Source organism: Holdemanella porci (assembly GCF_009696075.1).
GTDB classification, from domain to species: domain Bacteria; phylum Bacillota_I; class Bacilli_A; order Erysipelotrichales; family Erysipelotrichaceae; genus Holdemanella; species Holdemanella porci.
Genome location: NZ_VUMR01000046.1, coordinates 1 through 16,064 on the forward strand (window position 1 = coordinate 1; position 16,064 = coordinate 16,064).

Annotated in this window: 18 protein-coding genes and 1 pseudogene; 14 read left to right on the forward strand and 5 right to left on the reverse strand. The window is 36.4% G+C overall.

What is annotated here, in order from left to right:
• Positions 1-338: 338 nt before the first annotated feature.
• The 8 genes from FYJ55_RS08035 (at position 339) to FYJ55_RS08070 (ending at position 7,774) form a co-directional block, all read left to right on the forward strand.
• Positions 339-2,159 carry a DUF262 domain-containing protein gene (locus FYJ55_RS08035; RefSeq protein ID WP_154556390.1) on the forward strand — a complete coding sequence of 607 codons (1,821 nt, stop codon included), beginning with the start codon at positions 339-341 and terminating at the stop codon, positions 2,157-2,159.
• A 23-nt stretch (positions 2,160-2,182) separates the two neighbouring features.
• Complete coding sequence (locus FYJ55_RS08040) at positions 2,183-3,535, forward strand: YecA family protein (protein WP_154556391.1); 1,353 nt, start codon at positions 2,183-2,185, stop codon at positions 3,533-3,535.
• Positions 3,536-3,774: 239 nt separating this feature from the next.
• Positions 3,775-4,128 carry a 23S rRNA methyltransferase gene (locus FYJ55_RS08045; protein WP_154556392.1) on the forward strand — a complete coding sequence of 118 codons (354 nt, stop codon included), beginning with the start codon at positions 3,775-3,777 and terminating at the stop codon, positions 4,126-4,128.
• A gap of 24 nt (positions 4,129-4,152) precedes the next feature.
• Positions 4,153-4,401, forward strand: coding sequence for a DUF6061 family protein (locus FYJ55_RS08050; protein ID WP_096239138.1), 249 nt, complete (start codon positions 4,153-4,155; stop codon positions 4,399-4,401).
• A 159-nt stretch (positions 4,402-4,560) separates the two neighbouring features.
• Complete coding sequence (locus tag FYJ55_RS11120) at positions 4,561-5,346, forward strand: MerR family transcriptional regulator (RefSeq protein ID WP_326831857.1); 786 nt, start codon at positions 4,561-4,563, stop codon at positions 5,344-5,346.
• A 140-nt stretch (positions 5,347-5,486) separates the two neighbouring features.
• Positions 5,487-6,092, forward strand: a complete 606-nt coding sequence (locus FYJ55_RS08060; protein ID WP_229771136.1) for a TetR/AcrR family transcriptional regulator — start codon at positions 5,487-5,489, stop codon at positions 6,090-6,092.
• A 12-nt stretch (positions 6,093-6,104) separates the two neighbouring features.
• Positions 6,105-6,986: an ABC transporter ATP-binding protein gene (locus FYJ55_RS08065; protein WP_154556393.1), complete on the forward strand. Its 882-nt coding sequence runs from the start codon at positions 6,105-6,107 to the stop codon at positions 6,984-6,986.
• Positions 6,983-7,774 carry an ABC transporter permease subunit gene (locus FYJ55_RS08070; protein ID WP_154556394.1) on the forward strand — a complete coding sequence of 264 codons (792 nt, stop codon included), beginning with the start codon at positions 6,983-6,985 and terminating at the stop codon, positions 7,772-7,774. The genes FYJ55_RS08065 and FYJ55_RS08070 overlap by 4 nt, the downstream gene beginning before the upstream one ends.
• 559 nt (positions 7,775-8,333) lie before the next feature.
• On the opposite strand, the gene cls is transcribed toward FYJ55_RS08070, so the two are convergent.
• From cls to FYJ55_RS11130, 4 genes and pseudogenes are all read right to left on the reverse strand, one after another.
• Positions 8,334-9,854, reverse strand: coding sequence for a cardiolipin synthase (gene cls, locus FYJ55_RS08080; RefSeq protein ID WP_154556396.1), 1,521 nt, complete (start codon positions 9,852-9,854; stop codon positions 8,334-8,336).
• A 463-nt stretch (positions 9,855-10,317) separates the two neighbouring features.
• Positions 10,318-10,536 carry a hypothetical protein gene (locus FYJ55_RS08085; protein WP_154556397.1) on the reverse strand — a complete coding sequence of 73 codons (219 nt, stop codon included), beginning with the start codon at positions 10,534-10,536 and terminating at the stop codon, positions 10,318-10,320.
• Positions 10,537-11,027: 491 nt separating this feature from the next.
• Positions 11,028-11,345, reverse strand: a pseudogene (locus FYJ55_RS11415) (transposase).
• Positions 11,312-11,536 (reverse strand): IS110 family transposase, encoded by a 225-nt coding sequence (locus FYJ55_RS11130; RefSeq protein ID WP_326831859.1) that lies wholly within the window; start codon positions 11,534-11,536, stop codon positions 11,312-11,314. The pseudogene FYJ55_RS11415 and the gene FYJ55_RS11130 overlap by 34 nt, the downstream one beginning before the upstream one ends.
• A gap of 51 nt (positions 11,537-11,587) precedes the next feature.
• Here FYJ55_RS11130 and FYJ55_RS08095 point away from each other — a divergent pair, with 51 nt between their 5' ends.
• Both FYJ55_RS08095 and FYJ55_RS08100 read left to right on the forward strand, forming a co-directional pair.
• On the forward strand, positions 11,588-12,034 hold the full coding sequence (locus tag FYJ55_RS08095; protein WP_326831858.1) for an autorepressor SdpR family transcription factor: 447 nt from the start codon (positions 11,588-11,590) through the stop codon (positions 12,032-12,034).
• Complete coding sequence (locus FYJ55_RS08100; RefSeq protein ID WP_154556399.1) at positions 12,009-13,043, forward strand: SdpI family protein; 1,035 nt, start codon at positions 12,009-12,011, stop codon at positions 13,041-13,043. Before FYJ55_RS08095 ends, FYJ55_RS08100 begins: the two co-directional genes overlap by 26 nt.
• Before the next feature lie 56 nt (positions 13,044-13,099).
• Here FYJ55_RS08100 and FYJ55_RS08105 read toward each other — a convergent pair whose 3' ends face one another.
• Positions 13,100-13,306 carry a DUF6061 family protein gene (locus FYJ55_RS08105; RefSeq protein ID WP_154556400.1) on the reverse strand — a complete coding sequence of 69 codons (207 nt, stop codon included), beginning with the start codon at positions 13,304-13,306 and terminating at the stop codon, positions 13,100-13,102.
• 315 nt (positions 13,307-13,621) lie between these two features.
• Between FYJ55_RS08105 and FYJ55_RS08110 the strand changes: the two genes are divergently transcribed.
• The 4 genes from FYJ55_RS08110 to FYJ55_RS08125 all read left to right on the forward strand — a co-directional run bounded on the left by FYJ55_RS08110 (position 13,622) and on the right by FYJ55_RS08125 (position 16,010).
• Positions 13,622-14,182 (forward strand): GNAT family N-acetyltransferase, encoded by a 561-nt coding sequence (locus FYJ55_RS08110; RefSeq protein WP_154556401.1) that lies wholly within the window; start codon positions 13,622-13,624, stop codon positions 14,180-14,182.
• Between the two features lie 387 nt (positions 14,183-14,569).
• Positions 14,570-14,908, forward strand: a complete 339-nt coding sequence (locus FYJ55_RS08115; RefSeq protein WP_055272228.1) for a hypothetical protein — start codon at positions 14,570-14,572, stop codon at positions 14,906-14,908.
• An 89-nt stretch (positions 14,909-14,997) separates the two neighbouring features.
• Positions 14,998-15,504 (forward strand): GNAT family N-acetyltransferase, encoded by a 507-nt coding sequence (locus FYJ55_RS08120; RefSeq protein ID WP_154556402.1) that lies wholly within the window; start codon positions 14,998-15,000, stop codon positions 15,502-15,504.
• A gap of 32 nt (positions 15,505-15,536) precedes the next feature.
• Entirely contained in the window at positions 15,537-16,010 is a 474-nt protein-coding gene (locus tag FYJ55_RS08125) for a hypothetical protein (protein ID WP_154556403.1), read from the forward strand.
• The last annotated feature ends 54 nt before the right edge of the window (positions 16,011-16,064 follow it).

Sequence of the window (16,064 nt, forward strand, 5' to 3'; positions counted from 1 at the left end):
TAATACAACACGAATTCACTCACATTGTGAATATGAATCTCCACAAAATTTTGAAAAACAATATTTGAAACATAAACATTAAAAAAACAGATATTTAAGTTGTCTTAAATCTTGACATAGTACCATCCATTACCGATTCTACTTCAGAGAAATGGCTTCTCACGAGAATCAGCAACTTATATCCGCAATCACAAAGAGGAATATGTTGTTCATGATGGTAGTGGCGGTGAATTAAAATTAAAAAGCTCGTTATTAGCATGTGGGAATACGAGCGTAATGACAGAAGCGGCCAGCATAAAATTTAATGTACCGGGGCTGTTTCTGGAGGAGGATGCCTAATGAAGAAGATTGAAGGTTCGCCTAAAAACCTAAAACAATTATTACAAAATACAAAATATTCGATTCACTACTACCAGCGTGAATATATGTGGCAGCGTAAGCACATAGAAGAATTGATTGATGACCTTACATCAGAATTCTTGGAATATTATAAAACAGATGACCCAAGACAAGCTGTAGCTGATTACGGTGCATATTTTATGGGTTCTATTGTTCTGGCTGGAAGAGAAAATGCAATCATTGATGGCCAGCAGAGATTCTCGTCTTTGACACTATTGTTGATGTACCTTAACAACAGATTAAAGACCATCGGCCAGAGTTATAACATGATTGAGACTATGATTTTCTCAGAATCCTTTGGTACAAAGTCTTTCAATATCAACGTTGAGGACCGTCAGGATTGCATGAATGCAATTTTCAACGATACTGATTTTGATACTACCGGTGCCGGAGAATCTGTAAAGAATCTATATGGTCGATATCAGGATATTCAGGATGTTTTCCCAGCTGATATTACAGATGATATGTTGTTGCATTTTTGTGATTGGGTTGCGGAAAAAGTATTCTTTATTGAAATTGTAGCAACAACTGAGCAAGATGCTCATAAAGTGTTTGTTACAATGAACGACCGTGGTTTGAGCCTTACATCTACAGAAATGTTAAAGGGTTATATTCTTTCAGAAATCAAATCCGATTCTTCACGCGAAAAGATGAATGGTATTTGGAAAGATAAAGTTCTTACATTGAAGAAGGACGACGACAAGGGTGATGAGACATTTATTAAGGCTTGGCTTAGAGCTCATTATGCGGAAACAATCCGTGAGACAAAAGCCGGTGCTGTAAATAAAGACTTTGATATCATCGGTGGTTCCTTCCACAAGTGGGTACGAGATGAACGTGATAAGCTAGGTCTTAATGGCTCTGATGATTTTGAGCTGTTTATAAAGAAATTTGCAAAATTCGCTGAGGTTTATGAGCGCATTCGTCAGGCAGAAACAACATTTGCTGAAGAAACAAAATATGTATATTACAACGCTCAGGTTAACTTCACATTACAGCCACAACTTTTATTAGCTCCTGTATGCTATGAAGATTCGTGGCCAGTTATTATTGAGAAGATTAATCTGGTAGCAAGATTTATTGATGTGTTAATTGTATCCAGAGTCACAAATTACCGCTCTGTTGATTATAGTACAATCAAGAACTTTGTTTTCAATGTAACTAAGGATATCCGTATGACTGACATACCTACATTGAAACAGAAATTAGAGCAGCAGTATATCAATCTTGCATTCGACCCTGCAGCAGCTTTAAGTGATTTAAGATTGAACAGCTTTACCAAGAAATACATCAAGAATATTCTTGCTCGTATCACTGGATATATTGAAGAGCAGACTGGTGTTGCATCAAATTACTGTAATTACATGAATACTCAAACAAAGAATCCATTTGAGATTGAGCATATTATTACTGATCATTATGAATGGTTTACTGCAGAGTATTCTGACCAAGATGATTTCAGACGTTGGAGAAATAGTATCGGTGCCTTATTGCTTCTTCATAAGAGCATCAATGCCAGCTTAAATGATGCAAAGTATGATTATAAACTGAAGAAATATTGTTCTAACGAAGGCAATATCTATACTGAATCGCTTGGTGATTTGGCATATCAGAATAATCCTAAATTTAAGAAGTTCATTGCAGATAACAATCTTGGATTCAAATCGTATACTTCATTTGGCAAAAATGAGATTACTGAGAGAATAGCAGTACTCGTTGATTTGGTAAAACTCGTTTGGAATGATGATATGTTCATGTAATCCAGCGAAAGGAGGTAGGTTTCATGGTTTTTAATACCTTTATTAAATGCCAAGTTTGCGGCAGCATTACTAGAATCCGCTTACAAGTTGGCTGGCAAGAAGAACATCCGATAGAAGTTGCGTGTGGTAAATGTGGAACCTCCTTGTCTGGTAGCGTTAAGATAGGACAGGAGCACCCGGGTTTAAGTTTTTCATTCGATAATGCAGATGATGTTCAAGATGCAGAAGCTGATTATATTGTTGAGTGCTCCGGAGAGTTTCCTACTGTAAAACAAGGAAAAGCAGCAGAATTAGAAAGGCTAGTGATTACACCGTATATTCGATACATGAATTGTATGAAAACGGATGACTCTTATGAGAAATTTGGACAAGATGTATCTAGACTGAATGCAACAGCTCAAAAATGGAAGAGTTATAAGAGGATTCTAACATTAGCAAAAAACAATAGCGAATATCTAACTCAAGAAATTCAAAAGGAGTTTTCTGGTCAGTTCTTTCAATGTAGAGATGAATCTGAAACGCTAAGAGCTGTTCATATGATTGAGGTGCATGGTCTTTACTCATCATTAAGAAAAGATATCCTTAATGACCTTTCGTTTAGTGCCGGAATAATGAAAATGGATTCAGCGCAAATGAAGAGTTTGATTGATTTCCTTAATTCTCATGATGGCTTCCACCTCGAAGAATTGCAGGAATTAATTTACAAGGTCTATGATGAGTTTATGGCCGTATATCAAAGACTTATACCTGCGTTGGCATTACAATACTGTAAAGATAATTCTTTTGATTTTGAACACGAAGGCTCTACAACAAGCAGCTTTGATAGTGTAAAGCAGTTTTATCTGGATGTTTATGAAGCATTAGGTAATTTAATGATTATACCTGTAGCTCTCAATAATATTAAATACAGGTCTGACATCAATGCTATGAATCCGATAGAGAAGAATGTAAATTCTTTGGAGGACTATATTAAACTTACAAAAGCATCAAGATATCATTTCTGTTTGGACTCTGAAGTTTACACAGGCTTTTTGAAAGTCCTAGTGAATGCGAAATTGAGAAATGCCATCGGTCATAATGATGTTGAATATAATTCAGTAGACCAGCTGATTACTTATATTCCTAATCCGAAAGACAGAACAAAAAAGAAAACTGAATACCTTCTTCAGTTTGAGAATGAAGCTATGCATATGTTCCAAGGTATATTAGGAATTTCAGAATATCTATACCGTTTGAGAGAACTTGCACTCATGTATGATGGTAAAATACCTCTCATGGTTCAAGAGCGGGCAAACTGGCCTAAGAAAATTGGACGCAATGAACCGTGTCCTTGCGGAAGTGGAAAGAAATACAAATTTTGCCACGGGAAGTCCTAAATATAAGGTTGAGACGATGCCTTCTATGTGGGAATAGTTCTACGATGACCAATTCCCTAAAAGGCTAGTCCCGGCTTGAGGCAGTGGCGGCTTAAGTGCTGCTTATATATAGTAGAAACAAGAAATCTCGATATGTTTCCGACAACGAGAAGGGTTTGGGTTGCGGATTGAATAAGGGCAAAATGTGCCGTTAGATATGTTTCCGAGAACAATCGAAAATCGGCTCAAAATAGGGCGATATGTTCCGATATTGCGACATCAATCAGCACGTATTGAGCCACGTGGAGACGGTTGTCTTGCTTTCCAAGGGCGAGGTCGACTCGAAAAAGATTCGGGTTGAGTTCTCTTTGGAAGATATGGATATGTCGGAGTTCCAAGATGGAGCTACCTATCCGCAGATCAAGGAGTATGTGTTGGAGCATACCGGATTAAAGGTGTCCAACCTCTATATCTCACAGATTAAGCGGAAATGTGGGATTGAGGTAGGAAAAAACTATAACCTGCCAAAATCCGAGGATTCCAGACAGCCCCTGTGTCCGCCGGAAAAAGAGAAAGCAATCCGAGAAGCGTTCAAATATTTTGGGATGATCTAACATCACGCAGAATGGAGGTTTCTTATGGATAGATTGATTTCTTGTGAGTTTAACATGGATACTGCCTGTGTGGAACTGAAATTTGCTGATGGAAGTATGATAGCGATTGACACTATCGCTGTGGAGAACGAGATTGCTGACAACATGTATCAGCGGTCAGAACTGGACTATCTAATCTACAATGACCCGATTGGATATGCTGACTTGATACTGAACGGCGAGCCTGAAGTATATTTGAAAACTGTAACTGAATACAGAAGTTTGGACAGTTGATTTAGGAGCCGCCTATAGCTCAGCCTATGGGCGGCTTTAAATCTGTGATAGACCCGAATATGAACAAAAAGTTAATATTCAGAAAAATCCCCCTGCGTAAGGTCTTGCTTGTGACGCTGCGTAATGTTGTAAAATAAGCGACGTAAGGAGGTGAAAGCTGTGTCAAAATACACAACAGGAGAAATTGCAAAGCTTTGTGGCGTATCTGTTCGGACAGTGCAGTATTACGATTCGAGGAACATTCTCGTTCCCAGCGAGCTGTCGGAGGGTGGTAGGCGGCTTTATTCCGAACAGGATCTGAAGCGAATGAAGATCATTTGTTTTTTACGAGATGCCGGAATATCTATTAACAACATTGGCGAGTTGCTGTCCGAAGATGATCCAGGCAGTGTCATATCTGTTTTGCTCGAACAGCAGGAACAGGCGCTTCGTGAGGAAGTAAGCGAACGGCAAGAAAAACTTGCTATACTTGATGGCATCAAAAAAGAGCTAAGAGGCATTGATAATTTCTCTGTTGAATCTATCGGTGATATAGCTTATGCGATGGAAAACAAAAAGAATATGCAAAAGCTCCATGCCATTCTGCTCATAACCGGAATTCCGCTTGGCATTATCCAGTGGACATCGATTGTTCTGTGGATCACTATGGGAATTTGGTGGCTGTTCGGATCATTGGTGGTAGCTTTGACCGTGCTGTTTTCCACGTTGTCCAACTCAAACACGGGTGTGCTTGCCGGAACAGGCTGTACAGTTCTGGTATCGTATTTGATTGGCCTAATCCCGAAAGCAAAGGAATATCTTCCTACTCTGTTGATGGACGGAAATTCCCTCATTTACGGAACGGTGGAGGCACGGTCATATGTTACGGCAATTTACATCACCGTTCTTTTGAATGTGGTCTATTTGGCAATCAGCTTTCCTGTCTTTAATAAGAAGTATTTATGAGCTAAAGGCATCGCTTCGGCAGTGCCTTTATTCCTTTGCTGGGATTTTGGAAATTTTCGAAATTTCTACAAGCAGTCTTCTCAAAATCGGTCAACGGATTTAGAATATGCTTGACCGAAACGGTTTATGGAGGTAACACGATGAACGAACGCTTTTATGCCCTGCCGCCAGAGAAGCAGCAAGCCATCATCAATGCGGGCTACCGGGTATTTTCGCAAAATTCTTACAAAAACAGTCCTATGAGTGAGATTGCTGCCGAGGCGGGAATTAGCAAATCTCTGCTGTTCCATTACTTTCATAATAAGAAAGAATTGTACTTGTTTTTGTGGGACAAATGCGCCGAAACGACAATTGAATTTCTGACCAGATATGGGTGCTACGGACAGACGGAGCTGTTTGAGAGCATGGAACGAGGTATGCGGGCGAAAATGGAAATTATCCGTCTATACCCGGATATGGGTAATTTCACAATCAAGGCATTTTATGAAAAGGATGCAGGAATTAGCGCAGCTATTCAGGAGAGTTATCACAGGTATTACAACCTGAAAGCGGATAAGACACGCTTGAACCTCGATCCCGCTCAATTTTATACCAGGACTGGATATTCCTATGATGTATCGAGAAATGTATTGGGCTTCGGAGGGTTATCTTTGGGAAATGGTGCAGTAAGGCAATGTGGATATAGAGAAAATGGAAAAGGATTTCACAAAACGGATGGCCTTTTGGAAAAGCATCTATCTGCGTAAGGAGTAAGAATCATGGAAGCAATTAAAACGGAGAATTTAACCAAATATTACGGGAAATCCAGAGGTGTTTTGGAACTGAATCTGTCTGTGGAGCAGGGCGAAGTGTTCGGTTTTATCGGGCCAAATGGTGCAGGAAAATCTACCACCATTCGTACCCTGCTAGGACTGGTATCCCCCACAAAAGGCAGTGCTCAGATTTTCGGTATGGACACGGTAAAGAATAAAGAAGCTGTTTTGCAGAAAGTTGGGTATCTTCCATCAGAAGCGATTTTTTATCCCAGCATGAAGGTAAAGGACATCTTGAAATTATCTGCCGACCTACGCAAAAAGAATTGTGCAGCCGAAAGCAACTCCCTCTGCGAGCGTTTGCAGTTGGATAGAAACCGAAAGGTGGACGAATTATCCTTTGGCAATCGAAAGAAAGTCTCCATCATCTGTGCTTTGCAGCATCGTCCGGAACTTTTGATTTTGGATGAACCAACCGGTGGTCTTGATCCTCTGATGCAGCGTGAATTTTTTGAAATCATCCGGGAGCGCAGCAGGCAGGGAACAACCGTATTTCTTTCCAGCCATATTCTATCCGAAGTACAGCATAATTGCTCACGTGCCGCTATTATTCGGGAAGGCAGAATAATCGCTTGCGACAGTGTGGATACTTTGGCAAAAACAAATGCCAAGCGAGTGTCCCTGCGGGGGACTGTTGACCTGACGGATCTGAACGGAATTCGGGATCAGGTTACGGTAGATGGAACCACCAGCTTCCTATTCGGCGGCGATATAAACCAATTGCTTCGGCAGCTTTCAGACGGAAATATCTTGGACATTCATATTTCAGAGCCGGATTTGGAAGAAATCTTTCTGCATTATTATGAAAAGGACGGTGATAGGGTATGACGATTGTAAAGCACGAATTAAAGCAAGCGAAAAATACCTTTCTGATATGGACGGCGGCAATTGCCATGCTGCTTGCAGTTTGCGTGTTTTTATTCCCGGAAATGAAAGGGGAAATGGATGGTATCAGTGATGTATTTGCCTCTATGGGTTCTTTTACTGCGGCCTTTGGTATGGATCGCCTGAATTTCGGCACACTGATCGGCTTTTATGCCATTGAGTGCGGAAATGTGCTGGGACTTGGCGGTGCATTTTATGCTACGCTTTGTGCCGTAGGTATTCTCAGTAAAGAGGAGAAGGAGCGGACTGCCGAATTTCTTCTGACCCATCCTGTCAGCCGTGTCAAAATCATTACGGAAAAACTAATTGCTGTTCTGATTCAAATAACAGCGTTGAATCTAATTATTTATGCCATTTCCGTCGGCTCCATGGTTATAATCGGGGAGGAGATTCCCTGGAAAGAAATAAATCTGTTGCATCTTGCTTACTATCTGCTTCAAATTGAATTGGCGGGCATTTGCTTTGGTATCTCTGCATTTCTACGCAAAGGAAGCACTGGCGTGGGACTTGGCATTGCGGTGATGATGTATTTTATGAACCTGGTCGCCAACATCGCCGAAGTTGCGGAGTTCTTGAAATACATAACACCTTTCGGATATTGTGAGGGCGCTGACATTGTGAGCAACGGGGATTTAGATGGTACTTTAATTGCAATTGGTCTTATCTTCGGGACGGTTGGAATTGTTGCTGCCTATTGGAAATACACCCGAAAAGATATTCATTCCGCATAAAGAAACTGCTGCATTTTTCATCCTCATGCAGGATGAAAGTTGCGGCGGTTTTTTGTTTTTTATGGCTCGAAAGCAATCGTTGTTTCCTTTGGCAGCTTCTCATTCTCGCAGGTCAGAAGATAGAATATCGCCATATTCGCAAAGCGATTTGTTTTTATCGTATCCCAATCGGCAAGGTACACAGCAAGGACAAGAAAACAAGGTATTATTACTACTGCAAAAATACGGTTACACCCACAGGACATGAGTGCAGCTTCCGGCTCAATATCGAGCATACAGAGATCAATAAATTTGTGGTGAAGATTATTTCCGCGCTTTTTTTGTATTCTAGAGATGGATGAAGGGAAGAGATACAATGCATATCTATGATTTTATAATACCAATTTTACTTGCGATGATACTAGTGTTTCTTATTGGTCATGAAAGACAGTTAACAGGCCATATGGCTGGTATACGAATCAACGTACTTTTATATGATAATGATACTCATGAATGTGATATTCTGGTCCATGAAGCCTTTAGATGAAACGAAAAAATCGTAGAAAATCTCTACGATATTTTACAACAAGGGTGAAAAGATACGAATAATACTTAGGAATAATCCTTTTATAATATTTACATGCGTATCTTCGACTTGAATCTCTTTACATTTAGATAATGTGTCCATAAAGTTTTGTTTCACATCCATGATCTTCTTAGATTTATACAATAAAGTGCCATTTTCAAAGTGTAGGTATAAGGAGCGATAATCTAAGTTGATTGTTCCTACTGTGGCATATGTATCGTCACAAATAAAGACTTTTGAATGTACAAAACCGGGCTCATATTCATAAATTTTAACGCCGCCTTGAATTAATTGTTTATAATATGTAGTTCCTATATCATGTACAATCTTTTTATCAGCAATACCCGGCATGATGATTCTAACATCGACACCTTTTTTAGCCGTATGAATTAATGTGTTGATCATTTCTGAATCAATGATGAGGTAGGGAGTCATTATATATACATATTTATTGGCACTATTTAATAAATCTTCATAAACGGATTGTCCCGTCAATTCTTCGTCTAACGGAGTTTCAGCATAAGGAGCAATATAGCCATCAAACAAAGTTTCATCTAAAACATCTTCATTTTTGAATACAGAATAATCAAAGTCTTCATGACGTAAAGCGTTCCAGTTTGTTAGAAACATAACTAAATAAGACCAAACGGCTTTACCTTTAATACAAATAATATTGTCCATCCAATGACCATGTTTTACTTTCTTATTGATATATTCATCAGCTAAATTAGCACCACCACTAAAGGCAACTTTACCATCAATAATCAAAATTTTACGATGATCCCGATGATTCATAATCGTATTAATGATTGGGGAAACACGATTAAAGGAAACAGCTTTGATTCCTTTTTTCTCTAATTGTTTGGCATAAGAAGCGGGAAGTGTACCTAAAGATCCCATATCATCATACATGATACGTACTTCTACACCTTGTTTTACTTTTTCTTCTAAAATAGAAAGAATCGAATTAAACATAAACCCTTCTTCGACAATGAAATATTCCATAAAAATATAGTTTTCTGCCGTTTTTAGTTCTTCTAACATGACATTAAATCCATTTTCGCAGGGTGCATAATATTCAAAATCCGTATTCCGATAAAAAGGGAATCCCTCTTTATGTAAAAAAGCAAGCTGTGATACATAGTCTGGATTATCGTTACAAATTTCATCAATAATCGATTCATCTTGTATATAGTAGCTAGATGCCTTTTTTTGTTCTTTAATAATATTGCGGAATGTTTTTCCAAACAACAAACTTAATAACATAAATACATACACAAATGTACCAAAGACAGGAAACAACATAATCAGAATAATCCACATGAGATCTGAAGATAGATGTCTACTTGTACGTACGATATTTAATACGATTAAAATGGATAGAATGTGTAAAACAATTTCAATAAAGACAAAAGATGTTGTTAGCCATTTAAATAGATTACAGTATAATACAATTTCACCTAATGCGATGATGACTAAAGGAATAATTCTTCCGAGCCATATTTTTAATTTCATAAATATCCACTCATTTCTTGTATAAAGTAATATACCATTTTCACGAACAATAAAAAAGAGCCACTATGATTGGGTTGGTCATGCTGGCTCGAAAAAATATATACCGAACAGGACTAATCAGAAAGGAAAAGAAAAAACCTATCGACAAGACATAGTATACCACTTGTGTTTTTGATTTGAAAGAAAACACAATAAAAAAAGAAACCCATACACTAGGTTTCATAAAACAATCAATAAAAAGAGGAGAGAACTAGTGTATTAGTGTTTTTTTTGAGGAGACTAGTTCTCAATCGACTGTTAGATGGAATCACACGTGAGATAGTTGGCGTTGTTTATGTGTGACGTATTATTATTGTTTGTTGGCTTATAAACATTCATCTAACTGCCTAAATTATATCATGTTTGTCTGAAAAATAAATTGACATATGTCACATTTTTGAAAATATTTTCTGAAACATAAATATTATCTCTTTATATAAGGCAACATCAACTTGTTAATTTCTGAAACAATTTTCTTGCGAACTAAAATATCCGTATTCAAAGCTATTGTATATCCATACAATAAATCAATCATACATTGATTTAGATCTTTACCTGACATCACTTCAAACACTGTTGATGTAACGCTTTGACTAGACGAACTTTCAAATACATCTTTGTGAGCACTTGTACTTATTAACAAAGTAAAAGACCTATGCGAAAGAAAGGGTTTAAAAATTGCATTGGCCTATACATGCAAGATAAAATTGAGATGAGTTAAATAAAAAGGTTTCTTTATCTAGTATTGCCTAGTATATCACTATGTATTTGTTCTTGCAAAAGATATGACTCTAATAGATCCTATTAAAAATGAAGGCTAACTATATAAAATTCAAGTTGTTTTTTATAAAATTATTTGAAAACATAAAATAACTAAATTTTTAGTTAGTTTTGAATTGATTTTTGAAAATGTGAATATTGGATTAAATTTAGGCATGACGAAAAGAACTTTTAAAATGCGATTTTTTAAAAGTTCAGATGCATTCAGATGAATTTGTCTTAACTTAATAATGCAGGGTCAAAGGATTGTCCTGTTTCTAGTAAATGATAAATGATTCTAAGCAGCTTTCTTATACAATGACCTTGAGCCAACGGTGTCCTTTACCTTGAGATATCTTGAATCGATAGTATTTCTTAAAATACAGGATTATTATTAATTACAGGTAATATGATTTGATACAAAGTTTTTCTAAGATATTTAGAACCCTTCTTGGTTATGGCAGTGTGCTGGGCGATTTATTGACTCAATTCATAGTGATATGGTGCAACTCCTGCAAATTTAATGATCTGAGAAGGCTTGGAATAATTGCCAATATCTCCTAATTCAGCTAAAATAGAAGTACCAGAGAAATGAGAAATCCCTGGAATGCTTAGGATAGGAGAGTTGTTTGTGATTGAGAACTCTTCTATTTTTTTATCTATTTCAGCGATTTGCTCTTTAATAAGCGTGATTCAGTCGTTTTAGGGTTGATCAAGGCAACAGTATATCCGTTGCTAAGAAGAAATTTTAGTAGAGCCACATGGTAATGCCCAGTGTCTTCCATACCTAATAGAATTGATTTTTTAGAATATGGTTTAAGAGAGTTGATCAGAAAGTCAAAACCTTTTTTGTTGTTAGAAAAAGAAGAAGATGTAACATTGATTCACTGGGAGAATGGCCTGCTTTTCCTTTTCGGACTGACAACATCAACCGGATGATTCACCTATTACAGCTTGATCCTGAAGCACTGGCTGAAAAACAATCAGAAGGTTCTGAAGATTGCAGAGAAGGTTTTTATCCTTGGAACGCCATTATAGGATTTTCTGGTTACAGTGCTTACTTTTTACGGAAGGAGCGTGATGAATTCTTGGGTATACAAGATACATTAAAAGCACTGGCAGATCCAATACAACGTAAGATTTTAAATTTATTGAAGAATGGACGGCTTTCTGCTGGAGAGATATGTGAACATTTTTCAGTAACGAAAGCTTCTATATCCAGACATCTGGCAATATTAAAGGAGGCTGATTTACTCCGAAATAAAAGAGAGGGAAAATTTATTTATTATGAATTAAACACTTCCGTATTGGAAAATGTTATGTTGTGGATTATAGATTTGAAAGGAGTATCGGACGATGAAGGAAATGATAAAAAAATATAGAGGTTCATTAATTTGTTCTGTTCTGGTAATGCTCATCGGGGTTTTAGTAGGATTCACTCGTACACAGAGCATGTGGGCAAATGTGTTTTTTGTAGTGACGGATTGTGCGATGGTGGCAATAATATTTTATGATAACCGGAACAGACAGCAGAGTCGCAAGATTATAGGAATGACGATGTGGATTATACCAATTATGACATTACTCTATAATGGTATTGCAAGACTGGTCAATATGGGTGCAGATATGGAAAATCTGTTTATGGCAGTAATTTACTATGGAACTGGACTGCTGTTTATGCTTATTGGAAATTATTTGCCAAAAGTGAAACAGAATAATACCATAGGAATAAGAGTTGTATGGTCTTTAATGGATGAAGAAAACTGGAATGCAACACATAGATTCAGCGGCAAAGTATGGATGACATCAGGTATTTTATGTATGCTTTGTGGACTTTTTAGGGAAAGCATGGCTGCACTGGTTGTGTATATTATAAGTATTATGGCAGCTGCAATCATTAGCATTCTCTACTCCTACCTTTTTTATAAGAAAAAGCTGGCAACCGTAGGAGGCTTAAAAATTCAGTATAATACAAAAAAAAGTGTGATATATCTGATCATCGCAATTTCGACTATTGTGTTTACAATATGGACTTTGTTTTGTGGAAGCATTCAGATTCGTTGTAATGATCTTGATTTTAACATTGAAGCAAAAGGATGGAATGATTATACAGGGGAGTATTCGCAAATTGACAGCATTTCTTATGAAGTAAATGTATTGCAGAACGATAATGATTACAGAACTAATGGTTTTGGAAACCTGAAGTATGCTATGGGAAACTTCAAAAACGATATCTTCGGAGATTATATCCGCTACACTCATGCCTCCTGCCATTCATATGTTGTCATGAACATAGATGGAAAAATATTAGTTGTAAATGGGGAAAATGACGCAGAGACAAAGGAAATCTATCAGAGAATAAGTGAGAAGGTGTCAAAGGAAGGAAAATAGTTGTCGAAACGCTGAGAAAAAATTATTCTCAGCGCTTTTTGAACATTACTACAATGTCAAGGAATCTTCTGCATCTCAAGATACAGTCTAGCATATTCTAGTAATTCATCAATGGCAAGTGTGTTTAATGCACAATCTGATCCGGGCGTGGTTCTCAAATTCTTTTCTGCTTCCCGGCAGTCAATGCGAAGCATATAGTCTGCACTGGTATAAACATCAATGCTGTTTCGTCCGGGATTATATTCTGCAAATATTGTTCTCATCGTATCTTATCTCCTTATCGTTCAATCAATTATTTGCTACAAAAATCAGAAGCATTTGAATCAGTTCACCATATCACTTTTATTTTGTGTTATACTGTTTTATATAATTTTTTTTGCCCTTGTATTTTCCCTTATCAGAGTTCGTAAACACTGGTGGGACGATATAACACAAGGGAAACAATAAGGGAAAGCTCACCTGCGACAAATCCAGTGGTTTCAATGGTTTGCGGAGAATTTAATAACAATATATTACAGTTATTAAATTTCTTAAAACAGGTGAAATCTCAATCGGAATTTGTGGAGGAGAAATACTATATGAACACAGATTTTATTGGTGAAAAAGATGGTTTTGTAATACGTCTAGCCAAAGCAGATGACGTAGTTAATTATTATGAACAGAATTATTGTCCTTTAGATAAGGAAGTGGCACGTTTGACTGGCTGTAAAGAAGAATTTTCAAAAGAAGAAGTAGTATCCTTTTTTCTGAAATCGCTTGAGGAAAATGATAGGTATTTCTTTTTGATTATAGCTCCTGACGGAGATATTATAGGTGAAAGTGTAATTAATGAAATTGATTGGGATTTGAGACGTGCTAATTTCCGAATAGGTCTTTATCGTCAAGCGGAAAGAGGCAAAGGTATTGGCACTTGGGCAACGGAAATTACTCGTGATTTTGCTTTTGAGAAACTAAAATTACATCGTTTAGAATTAGATGTGTATTCATTCAATCCCAGAGCCGAAACAGTATATTTAAAAGCTGGATTTAAGCGGGAAGGTGTTTTAAGAGATGCTATTATGGATGGCGCAAAGTATGCAGATGATATATTGATGTCGATTTTAGAAGATGAATGGAGAACATTAAAAACGCAACGATAACTTCCAGTTTGTCGATGTATAGACAAAACAAGTAACGGGTAAACCTCATCAATTTATCCGCTTTTTTATGCCTTCTATTTAACTATGGGGAGTGTTTTGGAGGTTTCCGTGAGGATGGTTTGTCCAAGTTGTAAAAAGAGAAGACCTACAACGAAAGCACCTGCATCTTAGAACATCTGTGATTACATCCTGAACGCCTAAGAACAAAGAGACTCAATGTTTCTTTGTTTTTTTGTGCTTTATTGAGTACGAATAAGTAAACGTAATTCTTAGTTTGATGAAGTCAGAACAAATCTTTTTCGTAAACGTAACGCTTAGTTTCACAAAAACACTTATATTTTGTGTTAAAATAAATTAATAAATTTGGATTTTTGGAGGTATATGGAAATGAATAAGGAACAGCTATACGCAGCACAAACAGCAATGATTGAATGGTTATCTGACCCTCATGAATTAGGAAAAAAACCTTTCAAAATTGAATGTGCAGGTGAATTTGATTTTAATGAAATGCATTATTACATTTTCAAATTCAAAGCGTCATTGCTTGGTAAATGGCTTGTTGGCGTTTGTGGTGGTTTTGAAGATGATGATTTAGAACCATGCGGACATATTTTCAGCAATATGCAAGAATATAATGAAACTACTGCTAAAAATGAGTGTATTACAATGGTTGAAAATATTATGGCATACTGGAAAGAACAAGCCGCCAAATATAATAACCAATAATACAAACGTCAATTTAGTGATTTGTTAGATAAATAATAATTTAGAAGAGTAATTATAATGAACAATATCGAATTTTTGGAGATGATAAGATGGAATTTAGACTAGCAAGACTAGAAGATTTGAAACAACTGAAAATAATTTATAAAGAAATCATAAAAAATATGAATAAAAATAACATTCAAATTTGGGACGATATTTATCCTTGCGAATTCTTTGAAGATGACATAAATAACAAGCGTCTTTATGTTATTGCAAATGATGAAGAAATCATATCTGCTTTTGCTTTATGTGATAACAATGCAGGAGAAGCTTATGTTGAATGGAGTGAAAAATCTGATAAAGCAATGTATATTGACCGATTGGGTGTTAATGTTGAGTATTCTAAAAAAGGAATTGGTCAGCAAATGCTCAATAAAGCAAAAGAAATTTCTAAATCACTTGGTGCTGAATATTTACGATTATTTGTAGTAGATATAAATAAACCAGCTATTCGATTGTATCAAAAAAATGGTTTCACAAAAGTTGATGGAGTTTATGATGAGGTGTTTGACGATGGATATGTTTTACGTGAAATTGGATATGAAATCAAGTTGTAAAATAAATTTGAATTTGGTGGTATGATAAAAAAGTGAGAGAAATTAATTTTTTAACATGGAATACGCAATTGTATGAAATGGGAAATAGTATAAATGATGAACAACCTGTCAAAAAGATTGATATGTTGACGTTTAATATTGTTGTTGAAAAAGTGAAAAAGTTCTTGGACTCAAAAAATGAGGCAGTTGCTATATTGCAAGAGATTCCTTTCAAGTGTAATATTGATGGGTTTAAGGAACACATATTATTTCATAAATTTTTAGAGTTTTTCCCTGATGACAAATATGATATGTATTATAATGTTTCTTCTGAAAAACAAATTAAGATGACGGTTGTTTTAGCAAAAAAGATAGGTTCGGAAAAATTGATTTATCAAAAAAAGGAAGAATTAAATAATAATATGTGCGTATCATTTGGAATAAAGGAATTGGACTTTGATGCTAGTATATTTATAGGACAGGTAAAACATCTCGAATTTGATTTGATAAGGAACCAATCACATTAAAAATAGAATGAGATATTGAACATGACTGTCCTGGATATTGTAGATTCTTGTGCA

What these genes read in the sequence shown, in the direction of transcription:
- FYJ55_RS08035 (WP_154556390.1), top strand. Translation starts at nt 339, where the DNA reads ATGAAGAAGATTGAAGGTTCGCCTAAAAACCTAAAACAATTATTACAA.
- FYJ55_RS08040 (WP_154556391.1), top strand. Translation starts at nt 2,183, where the DNA reads ATGGTTTTTAATACCTTTATTAAATGCCAAGTTTGCGGCAGCATTACT.
- FYJ55_RS08045 (WP_154556392.1), top strand. Translation starts at nt 3,775, where the DNA reads ATGTTCCGATATTGCGACATCAATCAGCACGTATTGAGCCACGTGGAG.
- FYJ55_RS08050 (WP_096239138.1), top strand. Translation starts at nt 4,153, where the DNA reads ATGGATAGATTGATTTCTTGTGAGTTTAACATGGATACTGCCTGTGTG.
- FYJ55_RS08060 (WP_229771136.1), top strand. Translation starts at nt 5,487, where the DNA reads ATGAACGAACGCTTTTATGCCCTGCCGCCAGAGAAGCAGCAAGCCATC.
- FYJ55_RS08065 (WP_154556393.1), top strand. Translation starts at nt 6,105, where the DNA reads ATGGAAGCAATTAAAACGGAGAATTTAACCAAATATTACGGGAAATCC.
- FYJ55_RS08070 (WP_154556394.1), top strand. Translation starts at nt 6,983, where the DNA reads ATGACGATTGTAAAGCACGAATTAAAGCAAGCGAAAAATACCTTTCTG.
- cls (WP_154556396.1), bottom strand. Translation starts at nt 9,854, where the DNA reads ATGAAATTAAAAATATGGCTCGGAAGAATTATTCCTTTAGTCATCATC.
- FYJ55_RS08095 (WP_326831858.1), top strand. Translation starts at nt 11,588, where the DNA reads ATGATTCACCTATTACAGCTTGATCCTGAAGCACTGGCTGAAAAACAA.
- FYJ55_RS08100 (WP_154556399.1), top strand. Translation starts at nt 12,009, where the DNA reads ATGAAGGAAATGATAAAAAAATATAGAGGTTCATTAATTTGTTCTGTT.
- FYJ55_RS08105 (WP_154556400.1), bottom strand. Translation starts at nt 13,306, where the DNA reads ATGAGAACAATATTTGCAGAATATAATCCCGGACGAAACAGCATTGAT.
- FYJ55_RS08110 (WP_154556401.1), top strand. Translation starts at nt 13,622, where the DNA reads ATGAACACAGATTTTATTGGTGAAAAAGATGGTTTTGTAATACGTCTA.
- FYJ55_RS08115 (WP_055272228.1), top strand. Translation starts at nt 14,570, where the DNA reads ATGAATAAGGAACAGCTATACGCAGCACAAACAGCAATGATTGAATGG.
- FYJ55_RS08120 (WP_154556402.1), top strand. Translation starts at nt 14,998, where the DNA reads ATGGAATTTAGACTAGCAAGACTAGAAGATTTGAAACAACTGAAAATA.